Here is a 17,571-nt window from a genome sequence, read left to right on the forward strand (position 1 = left end):
ATCTGGTGATGAGCCGAAAATTACAGCGCCGCCGCCCAACCCTCCACCCGAAACCTGCGCGCTCGGCGAAAACGGCGGGCGGGTTCGGACGGCAGCCTACTGGAGAAAATCGTCGATGCGGAGCAGGGTGACGCGGCGGTTCTGCCAGTTCTCGTTCTGCGTCGGCACGAGCAGGAATTCCTCGCCATAACCGACCGTCTCCAGTGCGCGGCGCGGAATGCCGAATTCGCGCACCAGCACCCGGCGCAGCGAGTCGGCGCGGTCTTCCGAGAGGATCTGGTTGGAAGCCGCCGAACCAACCGCATCGGTGTGGCCCTCGATGAGCACTTTCGTGCCTGGCCGGCGGCGCAGCAGGCGCTCCAGAGCGGTGGCGATGGTCTCGACCTTGCGATACTGCGAATCCGGAATCTCGGAGGAGCCGAAGGCAAAATTGATTGACTGGATATCGATCGACGGCGCGGCGCGGCGAAGGTCGGGGCGGCGCTTGAACTCGCGGACGGTGACGCGCTGGTTCGGCCGCACGGAGCGCGCAGCCGGCGCTTCCAGCTTGCGCTCGATTTGCGTGGCCGACGGCATCGCCGACTGGGCGGACACCATTGTGGGGAAAGCAAGCAAGGCGAGCGCGAAGGCTGCGATCTGGCGGCGGGTCGGCATGGGCATGTCCTCAGTGAAGCTTGTTGAGTGATGCCGGATTCTGGCTTTTCCAAGCTGAATTGACGCTGAACGCCGCGTTCAGCATCGGCTTGGGAGATCAGGGCCGGACGATTACCGCCGCGCGCTCTTCCATTGTCATGGGATGGACCATCTCCTGCGCCTGGCCGACGGGCGAGAAGCCGATCTTCTGGTAGAGCGGCAAGGCCGCAGGGTGGTCGAGCGTGCAGGTCTGCACGATCACCCTGTCCGGCTTGTACGACCACGCGGCCTCCACCGCAGCGCTCAGGAACCAGCGGCCCAGCCCCTGTCCCGTCGCATGCTCCATCATGCCGAAATAGGCCAGTTCGATCTCTCCGGGCGCATGCGGCTTGATGTCGAAGAAGCCGGCCGGCGCACCTTCGAGATAAAGCACGCGGATGTCGCGGTCCGGCTTGCCCAGGCCTTCGGCAATCTCTTCGTCGGAAAGGCGCAGCGCGTTCACCCAGTGCCATTTCCGGCCGACCCGGTCGATGAGGTAACGGTAATAATGAACCTGGATGTTGCGCACCCGCAGCAGCGCGATCTGCCTGTTGTAGGGAAGCGGCGCATAGTGCGCCGGCGGCCGCGCCATTTCGAGAAAGGTCACGGTTACCGGGATGGTTTCCGGCTTGGTCTTCTTCGCCATGTCAGTCCTTGCCTGTTACGACTTCAGTGTCGCCACGCCCGCCCCATTCGGTCCACGACCCGTCATAGAGCCGGTTGTCGCCATGGCCGACGCTCTGCAGCGCCAGCGTGATGACGGCGGCCGTGATGCCGGAACCGCAAGAGGTGATCACCGGCTTGTCGAGATCAAGCCCGGCATGTTCCAGCGTGCGGCGAAGCGCTTCCACCGGCAGCAGATAGCCGTTCTTGGACAGCGACAGCGCCGGCACGCTCTTCGCGCCCGGCATATGACCGCCCCGCACGCCCTTGCGCGGCTCTGGATCCTCTCCCGAGAAGCGGCGCGGCGGGCGGGCGTCGGCGATCTGGCTGCCACCGGTGGCAATTGCCTTGCGGACATCGTCGATGCCGGCGACGCGGCTCGCATCGAAGTCGGTGAAAAAAATATTCGGTGCGGTCTTTGTCGGCTCCGAGGTCACCGGACGGCCCGCGGCCTTCCAGTTGTCGAAGCCGCCATCGAGCACGAACACTTCCGGCGCGCCCATGATGCGAAACATCCACCAGACGCGCGGCGCGGTGAACATGCCGGGGCCGTCATAGACGACGATGGTATCGTCGGCCGAAATGCCCATCGAGCCCACATATTGGGCGAACAGCGATGGTTTTGGCAGCGTGTGGGGCAGATCGGAGTCGGGATCTACGACAAGGTCCTGGTCGAAGAAGATCGCGCCATGAATATGCGCGGCGTCGTATTCGGCCTTCGGATCGCGGTTCTGCGCCGGCAGATACCAGGAGGCGTCGACGATAGACAGGCCGGGCCGGCCCAACTGCCCCTGCAGCCAGTCGGCATCGACGACGAACGGGCTCTTTTCCGGCATACAATGAACTCCCTGTCGAACTCGGCGCCAAGCTTGTTACATATCGGTGCAGCGCAAAAAAGGGCCAGCCCCTGCAAACAAGAACGTCCATGGAGCAATGCCATGATCAAGCGAATCTGGAACGGCTATACAACCCGCGAAAACGCTGACGCCTATGAGCGCCTTCTCGACACTTTTGTCTTTCCGGGCATCGAGGCGAAAAAGATCGCCGGTTATCGCTCGATCGAACTGTTGCGGCGCGTGGCGGGCGACGAGATTCAATTCACGACGGTGATGAGTTTCGATTCGCTCGACAATGTCATCGCGTTCCAGGGTGCGGACTACGAGGCGGCCTATGTGCCGGAGGAAGCGCGAAAGATTCTCAAACGCTGGGACCAGCGCTCGACACATCACGAGGTGCTGCAGACGAGGATGTACGGCTGAATTTATTGCGCTGGAAGCGGCCCGAAGCGGATACGGAATCGGCGGTTCTCGCGGCCTTTCTTCTCGATCTTGCCGATATGAATATCGCCGACCTCGCCCGTCGCCGCCACATGCGTGCCGCCGCAGGGCTGGCTGTCGACACTGGCGCCATCGCCGATGCAGACGAGCCGGATGCGGCCGGTGCCGGATGGCGGGCGCACGTTCTTCGACTTCACCAGGGTCGGATTGGCGGCAAGATCCTCGTCGGTGATCCAGCGGATGAAGATGGGGTGGTTGGCCGTCACCAGTTCCATCAGCCGTGCAGTCACCAGTTCCTTGGTGTAGCTCGGGTCGGGAATGTCGAAATCGACACGGCTGTCGTCCTCGCTGACCGCGGCGCCGGTGATCGGAAAAGGACAGACGACGCTGAGCAGGTGGCAGGCGGTGTGCATGCGCATCAGCAGATGGCGGCGCGGCCAGTCGATTGCGAGCCCCACGCCCTCACCGATTGCCGGCACGCTTTGGCCTGGTGCGGGAACGTGGATGATCTCGTCCTTGGTCTCGCCGGTGACCGTCGCTGAAACCGCCAGGCGCGTGCCGTCGGCACGGATCAGGTGTCCGGTATCGCCGGGCTGGCCACCGGAAGTCGCGTAGAAGATCGTGCGGTCCAGAATGATGCCGCCGCGCTCATTGACCGCGACCACTGTCGCTGCGGTCTCGCTGAGACAGGCGTCGTCGCGAAACAGAGCCGCAGTCTGGAACGGCATCAAGCGACCTTCTCGTACGGCACGTCGATCTGTGGCGTGCGGTCCATCCAATGCGGGATCGGCAGGTTTTTTGTCCGCAGGAATTCCGGGTTGAACAGTTTCGACTGATAGCGCGTGCCGTAGTCGCAGAGCACGGTCACGATGGTGTGGCCCGGACCGAGGTCGCGCGCCAACCGGATCGCTCCGGCGATGTTGATGCCTGTCGAGCCGCCAAGACACAGTCCCTCTTCCTGCACGAGATCGAAGATGATCGGCAGCGCTTCCTCGTCGGGTATCTGATAGGAGAAATCCGGCGCAAACCCTTCGAGATTGGCGGTAATGCGGCCCTGGCCGATGCCCTCGGTGATCGAACTGCCCTCGGCCTTCAACTCGCCCGACGTGTAGTAGCTGAACAGCGCGGCGCCTAGCGGATCGGCTATAGCGATCTTCACCGCCTTGCTTTTCTCCTTCAGGCCCGCTGCTACCCCGGCCAGCGTGCCGCCGGTGCCGACCGCCGAGACAAAGCCGTCAACCTTGCTATTCGTCTGGTTCCAGATTTCCTGTGCCGTGGTGGCGATATGGCCATCGCGGTTGGCGACATTGTCGAACTGGTTCGCCCAGATCGCGCCGCTGCTCTCGCTGCGGGCGATCTGCTCGGCAAGACGGCCGGACACTTTTACGTAATTGTTCGGGTTCTTGTATGGCACGGCCGGTACCTCGATGAGTTCGGCGCCGAGCAGCCGCAGCGCGTCCTTCTTTTCCTGGCTCTGCGTGTCGGGAATGACGATGACCGTGCGGTAGCCCAGCGCCTTGGCGACCACCGTCAAGCCGATGCCGGTGTTGCCGGCGGTGCCCTCGACAATTACGCCGCCCGGCCTCAGCAGGCCGCGTTTCTCGGCGTCGCGGATGATGAACAGGCCGGCGCGGTCCTTCACCGACTGGCCGGGGTTCATGAATTCAGCCTTGCCGAGGATTTCGCAGCCGGTTTCCTCGGAGGCGCGGCGCAGCCGGATCAGCGGCGTGTTGCCGATCGCATCGATGACCGAACCCATCATCACGAACTTCCCGTCATACTGGCGGAGCCCAGTGCAGGGCCGCCGCAATTGCAACCGATGCCGCGACCAAGACCGGCCGTGACGTTGTCCGACTTCCTGCCAGAGACGGGCAGCACATTCAACAACAGCGTTTCCGACGAAAATGCTTGGCCCATGCGAATTTTCGCGTTAGCCGACATCGGCAAATGCGCCGAAAACCAAAAGCGTAGCAATCCAGACCGGTAAATCCCGCGTAGACTTGGCAATTCCGCCGCCATCAGGCGGCCCCTGCGATGGACAAATGGCTCCCGAAATATCCGAACCGCTGGACGTGCTGCTCGCCCGCTATGTCGCGGGCGGTCTTCCTGCGCCGGTTCGCGTGCTCGTCGAAAGCCACCTGGCGATCAAGCCCGCGAGCCGTGCCTTGGTGGCGCGACTGGAGTTACTGGCCGGCGCCGCGCTGACCGGCGCCGAGCCGGTCGGGCTCGGAAACCGACAGGGCCGGCTCGATGCGATCTTCGCCAGTCCGTCGCCGGCCATCAAAAACCGGCAGCGCGAATCCGGCGACGTGTTGCCTCAGCCGCTGATCGACTTCATCGGCTTCGGCGTCGCCGATGTGCCGTGGCGCAGCAAGCTGCCAGGTTTTCGGGAATACAATCTCGGCGAGATCGACGGATGCAGCGCCAGCCTGTTCTGGCTGCGGCCGGGCCGGGCGATACCGGACCATACGCATGAAGGATCTGAACTGTTCCTGGTGCTGGACGGCGCCTTCAACGATCAGCGCGGCCGCTTTCAGCGCGGCGACATCTCGATCGCAGACGAGACGGTCGACCATCGGCCGGTTGCCGAGACCGATCGGCCCTGCATCGGTTTTCTCGTCAGCGACGGCAGCCTGCATCTCACCGGGCCGCTGCATCGCAGGCTGGCCGATATCATCGGTTTCTAGGCTACGTGGTTCGGCTTGGCGTCGCGTGAAAACAGGTAGATCACAAGGGCAACGGCCAGCACCAGCGTGATGAACAGGAAAAGCGCTGAATAGGCGGCGGCCGGGTCTCCCGGTACGATGCTGCGGGTAACCACAGCACCGGTCGCGAACTGCATGACGCCTGCTCCGCCGATCGAGAAGAAGTTCATCAGCGTCACGCCGCGGCCGATCAGATGCGGCGGCAGGAAGGCGCGCGAATGCGCCATCAGCAAGCCGTAGTTGCCGCCGGCCAGACCAACCAGGATGAGTAGCGCGGTGGAAACGCCGACCGATGTCTGTGGAAAAAAGCCGAGGCCGGCAACCGCCAGCAGGCACATGCTGGTTCCGCCGACAGCCACCCATTTGCGCGTGCCGAACAACTGGTCGAGCGGCCCGTAGACGAAGGCGCCGACCACCATGGCGAGCGCCATGAAGAACGTCACGTCGCCGATCAGGAAGATGTCGGCCTGGAAAACGTCGGCGAGATAGGGGCCGGCCCAGAGGCCGCGAATGCCGATGGACGGCGCGTAGGCCACGGCGCTGAGAGGGATGATCGGCCAGAGCACGCGCAAGCGGAAAAGCTCGGCAAAACCGGAAAAGCCGGCTTCGCGTTTCCGCGCGGCTTCCGGGTGCTCGGGGTCGCGAACAAGCAGATACAGCGCGGCGGCGACAAGCAAGGAAATCAGGCAAAGGCCGACCATAACCGCGCGCCAACCGAAGGTCGCTTCGGCATAGGCCAGCGGCGCCGAGCCGATGACATTGCCCGCGGTGCCGAAGGCCACCAGCCAGGAGGTCAGCATGGCGAACCTCGCCGGCCGATAGAGGCGGGCGAAGATATAGAGCGAGGCCATCAGCACCGGCGCGCAGCCGATGCCCAAAAACCCGGTCGCGGCGATGATCATCCATGGCGCCGTGGCGAAGGAAAACAGCAGAGCGCCGCCTCCCGCGCCGGCGGCGAGCAGGACGGCCGCGGTGCGGCGCGGTCCGATCCGGTCGAGCGCCACGCCGATCGGAAACTGCGACAGGGCGAAGGTCAGGAAAAAGACGCCCGAGGCCAGGGAGAAGTCGCCCTTGGTGACGCCGAGCTCTGTGCCCAGAACGGGCGTCAGCACCGCCAGGAAGGCTCGGTAGAATTGCGAGAGCACATAGGCGATCGCCAGTGCCGCTATGCCGGCCATCCCCTGCCCTCTCCTCCCGGCCTGAAAAACAACGGCGGCCGAAGCTTTCGCCTCAACCGCCGTATGTCATGCATTGGATGGAGGCAATTGGACCAAACGAGGGTTCGGTCGGTGCAAGGAGAGGCAATCGGGAATGGGCATTCGGCAGTCGGCAGTCGAAAAAGGTCAAGGCGTGAGGAGGAGCTGATTCTACTCCGAATGCTCCACCTACTGCCTACTGCCTACTGCCTACTGCCACATCAAGCAGCCCGTGGGGCATTTCCGCGGCCGCGAAACGGCCGCTTCTTGCCGGAGAAACGCTTTTCACCGGCCGGCTGACCGGCAGGACGGCCCTCGCCGTTGGCCTGGCCGCCGAAGCGCTTCTCGCCATTCGGCTTTCCGGAAAACGGCTTCTTGCCGAAACCCTGGCGCGGCCTGTCGCCTCCGGGACGGCCGGCACGATGGTGCTCGCGCGGCGCTGCGTCCCGGTCCTGGCGCGGCTCATGGCTGCGCGGCTCGCCTTGCGGGTCCGGCTCGCCGAGGTGGTCGGCCAGTACCGGCAGCTTCATGCGGATGATGCGCTCGACCGAACGCAGCTTTGCGTTCTCGTTCGGATCGCAGAGCGTGATGGCGATGCCGTCGGCGCCGTTGCGGCCCGTGCGGCCGATGCGGTGGACGTAGCTCTCCGCCTCGTCAGGCAGGTCGAAATTGATGACATGCGAAATGCCGGGCACGTCGATGCCGCGCGCCGCAATATCGGTAGCGACGAGGATGCGCACCGAGCCATCGCGAAAGCCGTTGAGCGCCTTCTGGCGGGCATTCTGCGACTTGTTGCCGTGGATCACGGCGGCCTGGATGCCGTCGCGCTCGAGATCGCGCACGACGCGGTCGGCGCCGTGCTTTGTGCGGGCGAACACCAGCGCCGAGCTGATCGCCGGGTCCGCGAGCATGGTCGACAGCACCTTGCGCTTCTGCTTGAGGCGGGCAAGCACGACGCTCTGCTTGATCTCGGCGGCCGTCGTGCCTTGCGGGGCTACCTCGACATGAACCGGATCCTTCAGGATGCCGCGCGCCAGTTGCTCGATCTCGGAAGGCATGGTGGCGGAAAACAGCGCCGTCTGGCGGTCGGCATGCGTCGCCTTGGCGATGCGCTTGACGTCGTTGATGAAACCCATGTCCAACATGCGGTCGGCCTCGTCGAGCACCAGCCAGCGGGTTTCGTTGAGTTTCACCTCGCCCTCGCGCACCAGGTCGGTCAGGCGGCCCGGCGTGGCGATGAGGATGTCGACGCCCTGCGCCATGCGCTTGACCTGGCTGTGGCGGGAGACGCCGCCGAGCACCAGCGCGGTCGAGATATGCATGCCCTTGGCGAGCACGCGGATCGTCTCCTCGATCTGCACGGCAAGCTCGCGCGTCGGGGCGAGGATGAGGGCGCGGGCGGTGCGCGGCAGCCGCTTGGTGCCGAGCGCGGTGATTTTTGCCAGGATCGGCAGGCTGAAGGCAGCCGTCTTGCCCGAACCGGTCTGGGCGACGCCCAGAATGTCGCGACCGGCAAGCTGCGGCGGAATCGCCTGCGTTTGGATCGGCTTCGGCGTGTCGAAGCCGGCGTTTTCGGTGGCTTTCAGCAGCGCGCCGGTTATTCCGAGGGATGCGAAACCATCGAGGTTCGCGGAAATTTCGATATCCAAGTTCTTCTTCTTTCGCGCGGCTCAACGGCCGCGAATAATCCATCCCGGCGGGGCGCAACCCGCCGTCGACGATGATTTCATGAAACGACAAGGCGGCGGGCTTTTTTGCCCGCGCGGCTGCGCTGTCGTGCCCGCGCTTCAGAAATCGCGGGGCTTCGTCTCCGGACCGATTTTTCGGGAAGGAGAACTACAGACGCAACCAGTCCCATCCGATGAGGAAAGCCGCAAATCGCGCGGCCCAAGCGCCTTATGGCTGCGCATATGGCCCATGTGGGTAAGAATTGCAAGCCGCGCTTGTGCATCGCAGCAATGCGGGATGGCAAACGGCCTTCCGGAACCGACCGCTCGCGTACCTTGCCCAAACTTTCCGCCAAAGAAAAAGCCGCCCCGAAACGGAGCGGCTTGATCGTATGCACGATGGCAAGCGCCTTATTCGGCGTCGGCTTCCTTGGCGGCCTTCTTCTTGGCCGGAGCCTTCTTCTTCGGCTCCTCGGCGGCCTCGTCCGATGCAGCCTCGGCCTTCTTCGCAGCCTTCTTGGCCTTGCCGGCCGACTTGGTCGCCGTCTCGGCGTCCTCGTCCTCGGCCATCAGTTCTTCCTTGCTGACCTTCTGGTCGGTGACCGAAATCTGGCCGAGCAGGTGGTCGACCACCTTCTCCTCGAAGATCGGCGCGCGCAACGTCGTCAGCGCGGCGGCATTGTTGCGGTAATATTCGTAGATGCCCTGCTGCTGGTCGGCGGGGAAGCGGCGGATGAACTCGAACAGCGCGCGCTGCAGCTCTTCATCGGAAACCTGCACACCTGCCTTCTCGCCGATCTCGGCCAGCACGAGGCCGAGGCGCACACGGCGCTCCGCAAGCTTCGTATAGTCGGCGCGGGCGGCTTCCTCGGTGGTCTCCTCGTCGGCGAAGGTCCGGCCGGCGGCTTCGAGGTCGCGGTTGACCTGCGTCCAGATGTTGTTGAACTCGGCCTCGACCAGCTTTGACGGGGCCTCGAACGAATAGGAAGCGTCGAGCTGGTCGAGCAACTGGCGCTTCACCTTCTGGCGGGTCATCGAACCGAACTGGCTCTCGATCTGGCCCTTCACGATCTCACGCAGGCGTTCCAGCGATTCGAGACCCAGGCTTTTGGCGGTCTCGTCATTGACCTCGAGAGGGCCGGGAGCGGCAACTTCCTTGACCGACACGTCGAAGGTGGCTTCCTTGCCGGCCAGATTGGCGGCCTGGTAGTTTTCCGGGAAGGTCACGGTGACCTGCTTCTCGTCGCCCGCCTTGGCGCCGACAAGCTGATCCTCGAAGCCGGGGATGAATTCCTTGGAGCCGAGCACCAGCGGCTGGCCGGTGCCGGCGCCGCCCGCAAAAGCCTCGCCGCCGATCTTGCCGACATAGTCGATGGTGACGCGATCGCCTTCGGCGGCCGCGCCGTCCTTGGTCTCGTAGCTGCGCGCCGATTCGGCGACACGCTTGACCTGCTCGTCGATCTCCTCTTCCGGCACGTCATAGACCGGGCGGGTCACAGCGATGCTGGTGAAATCCTTGATGTCGAAGGCCGGGATGATCTCGTAGGCGAGCTTGAACTCGAAATCGGCGCCGCCGGACAGGATCTTGTCGGCTTCCTTCTCGTCCTCGGTCATGGTGACCTCGGGCTGCATGGCGGCCTTCTCGCCGCGCTCGGAGACGATGTTGCGCGGGGTGTCGGACAGGATCTCGTTGACCACCTCGGCCATGAACGACTTGCCGTACATTTTTCGCAGATGCTGGAGCGGCACCTTGCCGGGGCGGAAGCCGTTGATCCGCGCCTTGCCGCGGGCGTTCTCCAGCCGCACCAGCAGCTTCGATTCCATGTCGCCGGCGGGCACCTTCACGGTGATCTCGCGCTTCAGGCCGGAATTCAGTGTCTCGGTAACCTGCATCATAAAACCTTTGTTATCTCGAAAGGACCGCGGCGGCGAAACCGTCCGCGTCCCTGATCTCTTTGCCCGGCGACGATCTGGCGTTAGGAAAAACGAGACCCAGCTTCCCTCGGGAATCCAGGAAGAGATGTTCTCACCTGCGCTCCAGATATTCCGGTAAGTCTTTGTTCTTCCTGCTTCTTACCGCGAATTTCCGAAGCGGACCGTCACATCCCGTCACTTTTGTGACGCCTTTTGTCACAGGAGTGTGGCTTTTTCAACTCTCTTCGCGACTTTCAGGGCCGTGAGGGACCGGCAGCGCCTGCCGTTCGCCGAAAGACGTCAGGCATTCCGCAACGGCACCGAAAGGGCCAGCGCCTACCAAGGCCGGGATCCTGTCGCCTCAGAAAAGATAGGGCATGCGCCGGACGCCCCCATAGAGCGCAAAACGCTCCGCTCCCGGCCTGCCGTCGCCGCGACGGTGAAAGCCATAGGTGTCGGCTATGACAAGCGTGTTGCCCCGCACCGCAAAAGTTCGGGGCTCGGCGAAACCCAGCGCATTCAACTCTTCCTCGTCAATGCGAAAGGCGCCGCCTTTCCTGGCGGTCCGCGCCGAAACCTCGACGCTGCGCCGGTGCTCCCAGGAAAGCCGCGCGGAGGACGTCCGATTCGAGCCGGGAACATAGATGAACGGCCCGTCCTCGGCCGAAACGTCTTCGACGAAATACCAGAATTTCAAGGTCGGATGGAACGTGTCGCGGTGGAAATCCTTCTGGCTGTCGTGGTTCGCTTCGCTGCCGAAACGCGTGTAATAAAGCTGCAGCGCGCCGGGGTTGAAGCCGAAGCCGAGCGCCGTCTTGTACAGGCGGCGAAACCGCTTCGAGCGGACCAGCGCAAAGCTTGCCGGTGTCCGGTTCCGGTCGAGCGACAGGAAGCGGTTGAGCGTGCCGCCATCAAAGCGGTCGAAGCCGATTTCGCCGAGGTTCTTGCGCTGACCAAAACCCGTTTCCGTGTTTTCCTGGAAGGGGAAGCGCTCGAAGCTGTCACGGATCGTGCCGACGATCTCGTCCCGCATTCTTGCGAACTCGTCGGAGGGCAGGAAGTCCGGTATGGCGACCACACCGTCCCGCCGCAATTGCTGGATCCATACGCGATCGTCACGATGCGGAATGTTGCGAAGCCGGCGGAAGCGGTCGAAGGCCGTGGCGAGCAGGATGCGTCCGACATGCAGTCCCATGCGGTTGGCAAGCGGGTTGCCGATCCACGGGTGGGCAAAATTCTTCTCGGCCGTGAGGATGGCAATCGGCCCAGGCAACATCTTCTTAGGCGCCGCCTTCTTTTTGCCGACTGTGTTGACCTTCTGCATCCGTCCTTCTCAATTTTTTGCGCGCTGCAAAAGTCGGCGCGTCCGCAAAAGCGCGGCCATTTTCTAGCACATCGATGTACCGTGGGCCAATTGCTGGAGGCGCGCGGGCTGGATCGGGAAGGAAGAATGAAGTCCGCCGCTCCGATAGTCTGGCCGTTCCCGTCAGCAACCGCCAAAAAGGGAAATTTGGTGCGGATGAAGGGACTCGAACCCCCACGCCTTTCGGCACTGGAACCTAAATCCAGGGCGTCTACCAATTCCGCCACATCCGCACTGACCCGGCATTCCCATGCCCTTCGGCTTCTGTCAACGGCGCAGCCGCGCGCGACAAGCCGAGCGTTCAGTAGAGCGGCTCCTCGAAGAGCTTTGTGTCGCCGTCCATCAGCGCCTTGATCTGCACCGCGCCGTGGGCGCCGACCGCGGCGAGGATACCGAAGCTGCGCACCCGCATATCGCGCTCGATCGGCTTGCCTTCGCCTTCGGGAAGATAAAAACGCTCGATGCCGTAGTCGACGCGGATCGGATCGTCGGGACCGGAATAGGCGAGCTTGCCGTGCAAATCGACCTCGCCATCCGGCGGCGGGCTCGCTGGTGGCGCATCGACGTAAGCGGAAGCCACGCCCCAAAATCCGTCAGGCTGCCGTTTGAGGCGCACGTAGACATCGGCGCCGCGCTCGGTTTCGATTGGCGGACCGAAGGTAACGAGGTCGCGCGGAATGGTGGAGATATCATAGCCCAGCCGCACATAGTCCCCGCGCAAGAGATCACGCGGGTCGACCGGCTCGACTTTCAGCAGCACCTCGCGGCCGTCGCGCAGCAGCGCGGCACGAGCCGCGATGATCCACGACAGGAAGCCGATCTGGAGGACGGCCAGCGCCAGAGCGGCAACAAGCAGGCAGTAGCGGCGCATCATGCGGGTTCCATCTTCATGCGACGTTCGATGCGGATGATGAGGAAGGCGGCAACCGCAAGCACCAAGCCGACCGCCAGCAGCAGCCCCGCCGTGCCGAGCATGGTGCCGATCGTCGCCATATAGAGAAAACAGAGTTCGAAGGCGAAACCGAGATAGGCGAGCCAGCGCAGGCCCCGGCTGTCGCGCCCGAGCAGGTAGATTGTGCCGGCGATGACGGCGAAGACCACCAGCGCCGCCGCGACCAGCACCGCCGCATTCTCCGTGTGCTCGAATTGCAGCATGGCGGCGCCTGTCAGGAAACCCAGCAGCGCATGCAGCGGCAGCCGGCCGTCGAGTTGCACAATGCGCTCCACCGCCGGGCCGACAAGCACCGACAGGGTGAGCAGGACGAGCGAAAGCCCGGCAAGCAACGAGCCGAAGAGCGTGACGTCGCGGTCGGCGGCAAGCAGGACTGCATAAGCAATCAGCGACAGGACGATCAGATGGCGGGTCGCGGCGCTTCGGGTCCAAAGCGACATCAGCCAGATCGCAGCAGCGACCAGCGGATAAGAAACCGGGACAATACTCCTGCCCCAGATGTCGAAGCCCTCGGTGAACAGCCATGACGCTGCAATCGCCGCTGTGCCGATCGTCAGCGGGCCGGAGCGCAACAGGATGGCGGCGAGGCCCGTCCCTGCGCACCAGGTCAGGATCGCCGTCTCCTCGTCACCGGACAGATGATACATCTGGCCGATCAGGGCGATGCCGCCGCCGAAGGCCGCCGCGGCCACCAGCCACGCCGCCTGGGCGAAGGCGTCGTGGCCGCGCATCTTGAGCAACGCGCCGCCGACGTAACCCGCAAGGATGAGCGCAAACACGGCAAGCACGCGGGTCAAACGTGGGATCGCGTCCCAGTTGGAGGCGATGACCAGCAGAAGTGCTGCGCACAGCAGTAGTGCCGCCATCATCATGAGAATGAAGCCGAAACTGAAGGAGCGCCGATCATTAGCCTGGGCGTCGCGCAGCAGCGTTTCACCGGTCTCGCGGTCGATCAGGCCGTTGCCGATCCAGCGCTCGATGTCGCGTGCCAGTCGCTTCGAATAACCGCTCATCCCACCCCTCGCACTCCAGGCGCCTCCGACTTTAGTTTGAGAGCGCAACCCTCTGGCGCCACGATATAAATCCGAATCAACCGCAATTGCGCCGCACTCCCTAAAATCGTTTAATGCTGCAATGCACAAACTGCATTGCTGCTATGCGGGATAGACACTTTTCATACGGGCCGCGCGTGCTTATTTTCGGATCGTGAAAAAAAGAAAAGAACGAAAGACGAAGTGAGTACGACCATGAACCTGATCCGCAACTATCGCAACTGGCGCCGCTACCGGGAAACCGTTTCCGAGCTGAGCCGCCTGTCGAACCGCGAGCTTTCCGATCTCGGCTTCAGCCGCAGCGACATCCCTTACGTCGCGCGCAAGGCCATCTAAGGAATTTCGCCGGAACCGACCTCCTCCCCGGTTCCGACGGATACGGCCAGTCTCTCCTCCTCCCGATGACTGGCCACCAAAACGGCACCCGCCGGACCTCCTCCCCCGGCGGGTGCTGTTGAAATCGGGTTTCGCACCCACCATATGCGAAAAGAACATCGCTGGCCCATCCTCCTCCCAGGGTCCGGCGACTACGGGCAGCCTTCTCCTCCTCCCGAACGCTGCCCGGCCTATGCGACACCCGCCGGACCTCCTCCCCCGGCGGGTGTTGTGTTTTTGGGGCCTGGCTTTAATTCAGTTCCGCTCGCTCACCCGGCTCCAGTCCTCGCGACCGTTGCTTTAGGCCGGCGAGGGGCTTATTTGCCGTGCGATGACAAATCCCATCCACATCATCGGCGGCGGGCTGGCCGGCTCCGAGGCAGCTTGGCAGGCGGCAGAGGCCGGCGTGCCTGTAATCCTGCACGAAATGCGGCCGGTTCGCGGCACCGACGCGCACAAGACCGACGGGCTGGCTGAACTGGTCTGCTCCAATTCCTTTCGCTCCGACGATGCCCAGACCAACGCGGTCGGCCTGCTGCATGCCGAGATGCGGCTGGCGAATTCGCTGATCATGGCATGCGGCGACGCGCACCAGGTGCCGGCCGGCGGCGCGCTGGCGGTCGACCGCGACGGATTTTCCGCAGCGGTGACCGCGAAAATCGAGGCACATCCGCTGATCAGCATTGTGCGCGAGGAAATGACCGGCCTGCCTCCTGAGGACTGGGACCAGGCGATCGTCGCCACCGGCCCGCTGACGGCGCCGGCGCTTGCCGAAGCAATCGCCAAAAAGACCGGCGCCGATGCGCTGGCCTTCTTCGATGCGATTGCGCCGATCGTGCATTTCGACACGATCGACATGAATGTCTGCTGGTTCCAGTCGCGCTACGACAAGGTCGGGCCGGGCGGGACCGGCAAGGATTACATCAACTGCCCGATGGACAAGGCGCAATACGACGCTTTCGTCAGAGCACTGGTCGACGGCCAGAAGACCGAATTCAAGCAGTGGGAAGGCACGCCCTATTTTGACGGCTGCCTGCCGATCGAGGTGATGGCCGAGCGCGGCGTGGAAACGCTGCGGCACGGGCCGATGAAGCCGATGGGGCTGACCAATGCGCATAATCCGACGGTGAAGGCCTATGCGGTGGTGCAGCTTCGCCAGGACAACGCGCTGGGCACACTCTACAACATGGTCGGTTTCCAGACAAAACTGAAGCATGGTGAGCAGGTGCGCGTCTTCAAGACAATCCCCGGACTGGAGAACGCCGAGTTCGCGCGGCTCGGCGGGCTGCACCGCAACACCTACATCAACTCGCCAACCCTGCTCGACCCAACCTTGCAGTTGAAGGACCGGCCGGGCCTGCGTTTCGCCGGCCAGATCACCGGCTGCGAGGGTTATGTCGAGAGCGCGGCGATCGGCCTGCTGGCTGGACGCTTTGCAGCGGCCGAGCGGCTCGGCCGGCGGGTCTCGGCGCCGCCGGCCACCGCCGCCTTCGGCGCGCTGCTCAATCACATCACCGGCGGGCATATCGTTTCCGACGACGAACCCGGAAAACGCTCGTTCCAGCCGATGAACGTCAATTTTGGCTTGTTCCCGCCGCTGGAGCCCGGCACAAAACTCAAGCCGGACGATTTCGAGGGACGCTTCCGCGGCAAGGACAAGACGATCGCCAAGAAGAAGGCAACGACGGCACGGGCGCTGGCCGATTGCCGGGCGTGGCTGGGTATTGCGCCGGAGGTGCGAGCGGCGGAGTAGTCGATCCGGTCCTCGTTGGACAGAATTTTGCGAGTAGGATAATATCCTACTCGCAAAATTCTTCTGGAGCGAACCGATGGAATCCGCTGAAAAACTTTCGGTCACTGTTACCCCGGCTATGGCCCGCATGATCCGCGAAAAGGTGGAGGACGGATCTTACGGCTCGGCCAGCGAGGTAGTCCGCGCGGCGCTACGCGCCTTGCGGCGCGATGACGAAGAACATGAAGAGCGCATGGCGTCCATCAGGGCACGGATCAAGGCCTCGATCGAAGACAAGGGGCCTGGATATACCGGTGAGGAGGTGATCGATAACATCCGCCGCCGATACGAGGCCCGGGCGGGAGGATTGCATGAAGATTCTGCCGGTCCGTTGGAGTAAGCGGGGAGAACACGATCTCGTTGATATTGCGGACGCCATCGAGGCAGCGACATCCTCAGCCGTCTGGCAATCGGTTATGCAGCGCGCATCGAGGAGCGATGCAGGCGGATCGGCAACGCTCCCCGTTCTGGTCGGCCGCGTGATGACCTCGCAGCAGGTCTCAGAACCATCGCTTTCGAGAAGTCGGCGCTGATCTGCTACGTGATCGAAGAGGACACCGTCTGGATTACCAACATCTTCCGGCGCGGCCGCGATTACGAGGCGATCCTGCGCGGCGAACCGCTGGAACCGATCGACGATTGACTACTCCGCCGGCTCGTTTACGTCAAAAAAAGAGCTTGCTCACCAGCCCTGCGAGGCGGTGCGCAGAAGCGACCAGTGCCGTTTCCAGGCAGGGGTGTTTGCCGTGTGCGCAAGAGCCTGTTTCGGTTTCCGAGACAGGATCGCCAGATAGGCCGGGACCAGCGCGACGGGCAGGAAGGCGGGGCGTAGCGACTCCGGAAGCGTGCGCGCACCGGCAACGAAGGCGCTGAGATGGTCCTGCGCCAGTGCGACCATCGCCGCAACGGCACGTTCGGTCGGCTCGCCCGCGCCAGCGGAGACAAATTCTTCCGGCGTCGTCCCGGCGGCTGCAAGGATATCGCGCGGCACATAACATTGCCCACTCGCCCGGTGCAGCGGCAGCAGCCGCAGAATGCCGGCGACGGCTTGCGCGCAGCCGGCATGGCCGGCGAGTGCCGCAAAATCCGGCGCGGCTTTCGCGTCGAGCACCATCGCCGCCAATTGGATCAGCGCGCCCGCCGTCTCGCCGCAATAGCCTTCGAGGTCTGTGCGCGACGGCATCGGGTCGTCGTAGAGGTCGAAGACGCGGGCTTCGAGGTAATTGTCAAAGGCGTGTTCCGGGAGATGATATTCAGCAATCGTCCTGAGCAGCGCGTCGGCGACGGGATGGCCGGTCGCCTCGCCGGAGTTCCGGTTGGCGATCACGTCGCGCCACCATTGCAGCCGAACCTCGCCGGGCATCGGCTCGCGGATGCGGCCGCGAATGCCGGCGATCTCGGCATTGAAGGCGTAGAGCGAAAGCAGTGCGCCGCGCTTGACCTGCGGGGCGTAGAGCGCACTGAGATAGTGGTCGTAGTCCGCGGCGCGGACCTGATCGGCCACCAGCTTTTTTTCATCCACCACGGCTAAGTCTCGGATGCCTAGTCGACGGCGATCAGGGCGGCCGCGACAGCGCGGTCCTCGGCCAGCAGCACATTGTAGGTGCGCACGGCGGCGCCGGTCGACATCGGGTCGGCGGAGATGCGCACTTCCTTCAGTGCGGCCCGCAAGGCGGCTGGCAGCGGGCGCAAGTTCCGGCCGGTGCCGACCAAAAGGATTTCGACGCCTTCGGCCTCGGCGATCAGGCGTACAAAGTCGGCAGGCGTCAGCGCCGCCGGATCGGCCGGCTCCCAGCCATAGACGCCGGAAGGCAGGCAGAGCAGCGAGCCACGATGCGACATGTCGGCGAAGCGAAAGCCGCCATTGCCGTAGGCTTCTATCGGCGCCCTGCCCGGAAAATGTGCGTCCCTGATGACTATGCCGGCCGTCACGAAGCGGCCGG

Annotated in this window: 19 protein-coding genes, 1 tRNA gene and 1 pseudogene; 6 read left to right on the plus strand and 15 right to left on the minus strand. The window is 63.8% G+C overall.

Going from position 1 to position 17,571, the window contains the following annotated elements; all coding sequences use genetic code 11:
• Positions 1–96: 96 nt before the first annotated feature.
• From ACH196_RS03965 to sseA, 3 genes are all read right to left on the minus strand, one after another.
• Positions 97–654 (minus strand): OmpA family protein, encoded by a 558-nt coding sequence (locus tag ACH196_RS03965; protein WP_396645120.1) that lies wholly within the window; start codon positions 652–654, stop codon positions 97–99.
• A gap of 97 nt (positions 655–751) precedes the next feature.
• Complete coding sequence (locus tag ACH196_RS03970) at positions 752–1,318, minus strand: GNAT family N-acetyltransferase (protein ID WP_396645122.1); 567 nt, start codon at positions 1,316–1,318, stop codon at positions 752–754.
• A gap of 1 nt (position 1,319) precedes the next feature.
• Entirely contained in the window at positions 1,320–2,171 is an 852-nt protein-coding gene (gene sseA, locus ACH196_RS03975) for a 3-mercaptopyruvate sulfurtransferase (RefSeq protein WP_396645123.1), read from the minus strand.
• 102 nt (positions 2,172–2,273) lie between these two features.
• Between sseA and ACH196_RS03980 the strand changes: the two genes are divergently transcribed.
• Positions 2,274–2,594: an antibiotic biosynthesis monooxygenase gene (locus ACH196_RS03980; RefSeq protein WP_396645125.1), complete on the plus strand. Its 321-nt coding sequence runs from the start codon at positions 2,274–2,276 to the stop codon at positions 2,592–2,594.
• Between the two features lie 2 nt (positions 2,595–2,596).
• On the opposite strand, the gene ACH196_RS03985 is transcribed toward ACH196_RS03980, so the two are convergent.
• The 3 genes from ACH196_RS03985 to ACH196_RS03995 are packed head-to-tail and all read right to left on the minus strand — an operon-like array spanning position 2,597 to position 4,631.
• Positions 2,597–3,340 carry an alanyl-tRNA editing protein gene (locus ACH196_RS03985; protein ID WP_396645127.1) on the minus strand — a complete coding sequence of 248 codons (744 nt, stop codon included), beginning with the start codon at positions 3,338–3,340 and terminating at the stop codon, positions 2,597–2,599.
• Positions 3,340–4,374, minus strand: coding sequence for a cysteine synthase A (locus tag ACH196_RS03990; RefSeq protein ID WP_396645129.1), 1,035 nt, complete (start codon positions 4,372–4,374; stop codon positions 3,340–3,342). The genes ACH196_RS03985 and ACH196_RS03990 overlap by 1 nt, the downstream gene beginning before the upstream one ends.
• Positions 4,374–4,631 (minus strand): hypothetical protein, encoded by a 258-nt coding sequence (locus ACH196_RS03995; protein ID WP_396645130.1) that lies wholly within the window; start codon positions 4,629–4,631, stop codon positions 4,374–4,376. The genes ACH196_RS03990 and ACH196_RS03995 overlap by 1 nt, the downstream gene beginning before the upstream one ends.
• 23 nt (positions 4,632–4,654) lie before the next feature.
• Here ACH196_RS03995 and ACH196_RS04000 point away from each other — a divergent pair, with 23 nt between their 5' ends.
• Positions 4,655–5,299 (plus strand): ChrR family anti-sigma-E factor, encoded by a 645-nt coding sequence (locus ACH196_RS04000; protein WP_396645132.1) that lies wholly within the window; start codon positions 4,655–4,657, stop codon positions 5,297–5,299.
• Here ACH196_RS04000 and ACH196_RS04005 read toward each other — a convergent pair.
• The 7 genes from ACH196_RS04005 to ACH196_RS04035 form a co-directional block, all read right to left on the minus strand.
• Complete coding sequence (locus ACH196_RS04005; RefSeq protein WP_396645134.1) at positions 5,296–6,495, minus strand: MFS transporter; 1,200 nt, start codon at positions 6,493–6,495, stop codon at positions 5,296–5,298. The two genes, ACH196_RS04000 and ACH196_RS04005, sit on opposite strands and share 4 nt — an antisense overlap.
• A gap of 239 nt (positions 6,496–6,734) precedes the next feature.
• Entirely contained in the window at positions 6,735–8,162 is a 1,428-nt protein-coding gene (locus ACH196_RS04010) for a DEAD/DEAH box helicase (RefSeq protein WP_396645135.1), read from the minus strand.
• Positions 8,163–8,591: 429 nt separating this feature from the next.
• Positions 8,592–10,073: a trigger factor gene (tig, locus tag ACH196_RS04015; protein WP_396645380.1), complete on the minus strand. Its 1,482-nt coding sequence runs from the start codon at positions 10,071–10,073 to the stop codon at positions 8,592–8,594.
• 382 nt (positions 10,074–10,455) lie between these two features.
• On the minus strand, positions 10,456–11,418 hold the full coding sequence (locus ACH196_RS04020) for a phytanoyl-CoA dioxygenase family protein (protein ID WP_396645136.1): 963 nt from the start codon (positions 11,416–11,418) through the stop codon (positions 10,456–10,458).
• 187 nt (positions 11,419–11,605) lie between these two features.
• Positions 11,606–11,690 (minus strand) — tRNA-Leu (locus tag ACH196_RS04025).
• 68 nt (positions 11,691–11,758) lie between these two features.
• Entirely contained in the window at positions 11,759–12,331 is a 573-nt protein-coding gene (locus ACH196_RS04030) for a GDYXXLXY domain-containing protein (RefSeq protein ID WP_396645137.1), read from the minus strand.
• Entirely contained in the window at positions 12,328–13,422 is a 1,095-nt protein-coding gene (locus ACH196_RS04035; protein WP_396645139.1) for a DUF2157 domain-containing protein, read from the minus strand. Before ACH196_RS04035 ends, ACH196_RS04030 begins: the two co-directional genes overlap by 4 nt.
• A 234-nt stretch (positions 13,423–13,656) precedes the next feature.
• On the opposite strand from ACH196_RS04035, the gene ACH196_RS04040 reads away from it, so the two are divergent.
• The 4 genes and pseudogenes from ACH196_RS04040 to ACH196_RS04055 form a co-directional block, all read left to right on the plus strand.
• Positions 13,657–13,797 (plus strand): DUF1127 domain-containing protein, encoded by a 141-nt coding sequence (locus ACH196_RS04040; protein WP_308055198.1) that lies wholly within the window; start codon positions 13,657–13,659, stop codon positions 13,795–13,797.
• Positions 13,798–14,167: 370 nt separating this feature from the next.
• Entirely contained in the window at positions 14,168–15,589 is a 1,422-nt protein-coding gene (trmFO, locus tag ACH196_RS04045) for a methylenetetrahydrofolate--tRNA-(uracil(54)-C(5))-methyltransferase (FADH(2)-oxidizing) TrmFO (RefSeq protein ID WP_396645141.1), read from the plus strand.
• 76 nt (positions 15,590–15,665) lie between these two features.
• Positions 15,666–15,968 (plus strand): type II toxin-antitoxin system ParD family antitoxin, encoded by a 303-nt coding sequence (locus tag ACH196_RS04050; protein WP_396645142.1) that lies wholly within the window; start codon positions 15,666–15,668, stop codon positions 15,966–15,968.
• 108 nt (positions 15,969–16,076) lie between these two features.
• Positions 16,077–16,166 (plus strand): annotated as a pseudogene (locus ACH196_RS04055) (type II toxin-antitoxin system RelE/ParE family toxin); the annotation flags it as partial.
• Positions 16,167–16,310: 144 nt separating this feature from the next.
• On the opposite strand, the gene ACH196_RS04060 reads toward ACH196_RS04055, so the two are convergent.
• A complete protein-coding gene (locus tag ACH196_RS04060) occupies positions 16,311–17,153 on the minus strand; it encodes a phytoene/squalene synthase family protein (protein WP_396645143.1) in 843 nt (280 codons plus the stop codon).
• Positions 17,154–17,170: 17 nt separating this feature from the next.
• Positions 17,171–17,560, minus strand: coding sequence for an Mth938-like domain-containing protein (locus ACH196_RS04065; protein ID WP_396645144.1), 390 nt, complete (start codon positions 17,558–17,560; stop codon positions 17,171–17,173).
• Positions 17,561–17,571 lie beyond the last annotated feature (11 nt).

It is taken from the genome of Mesorhizobium sp. IMUNJ 23232 (assembly GCF_044326205.1).
In the GTDB taxonomy this organism is placed as follows: domain Bacteria; phylum Pseudomonadota; class Alphaproteobacteria; order Rhizobiales; family Rhizobiaceae; genus Kumtagia.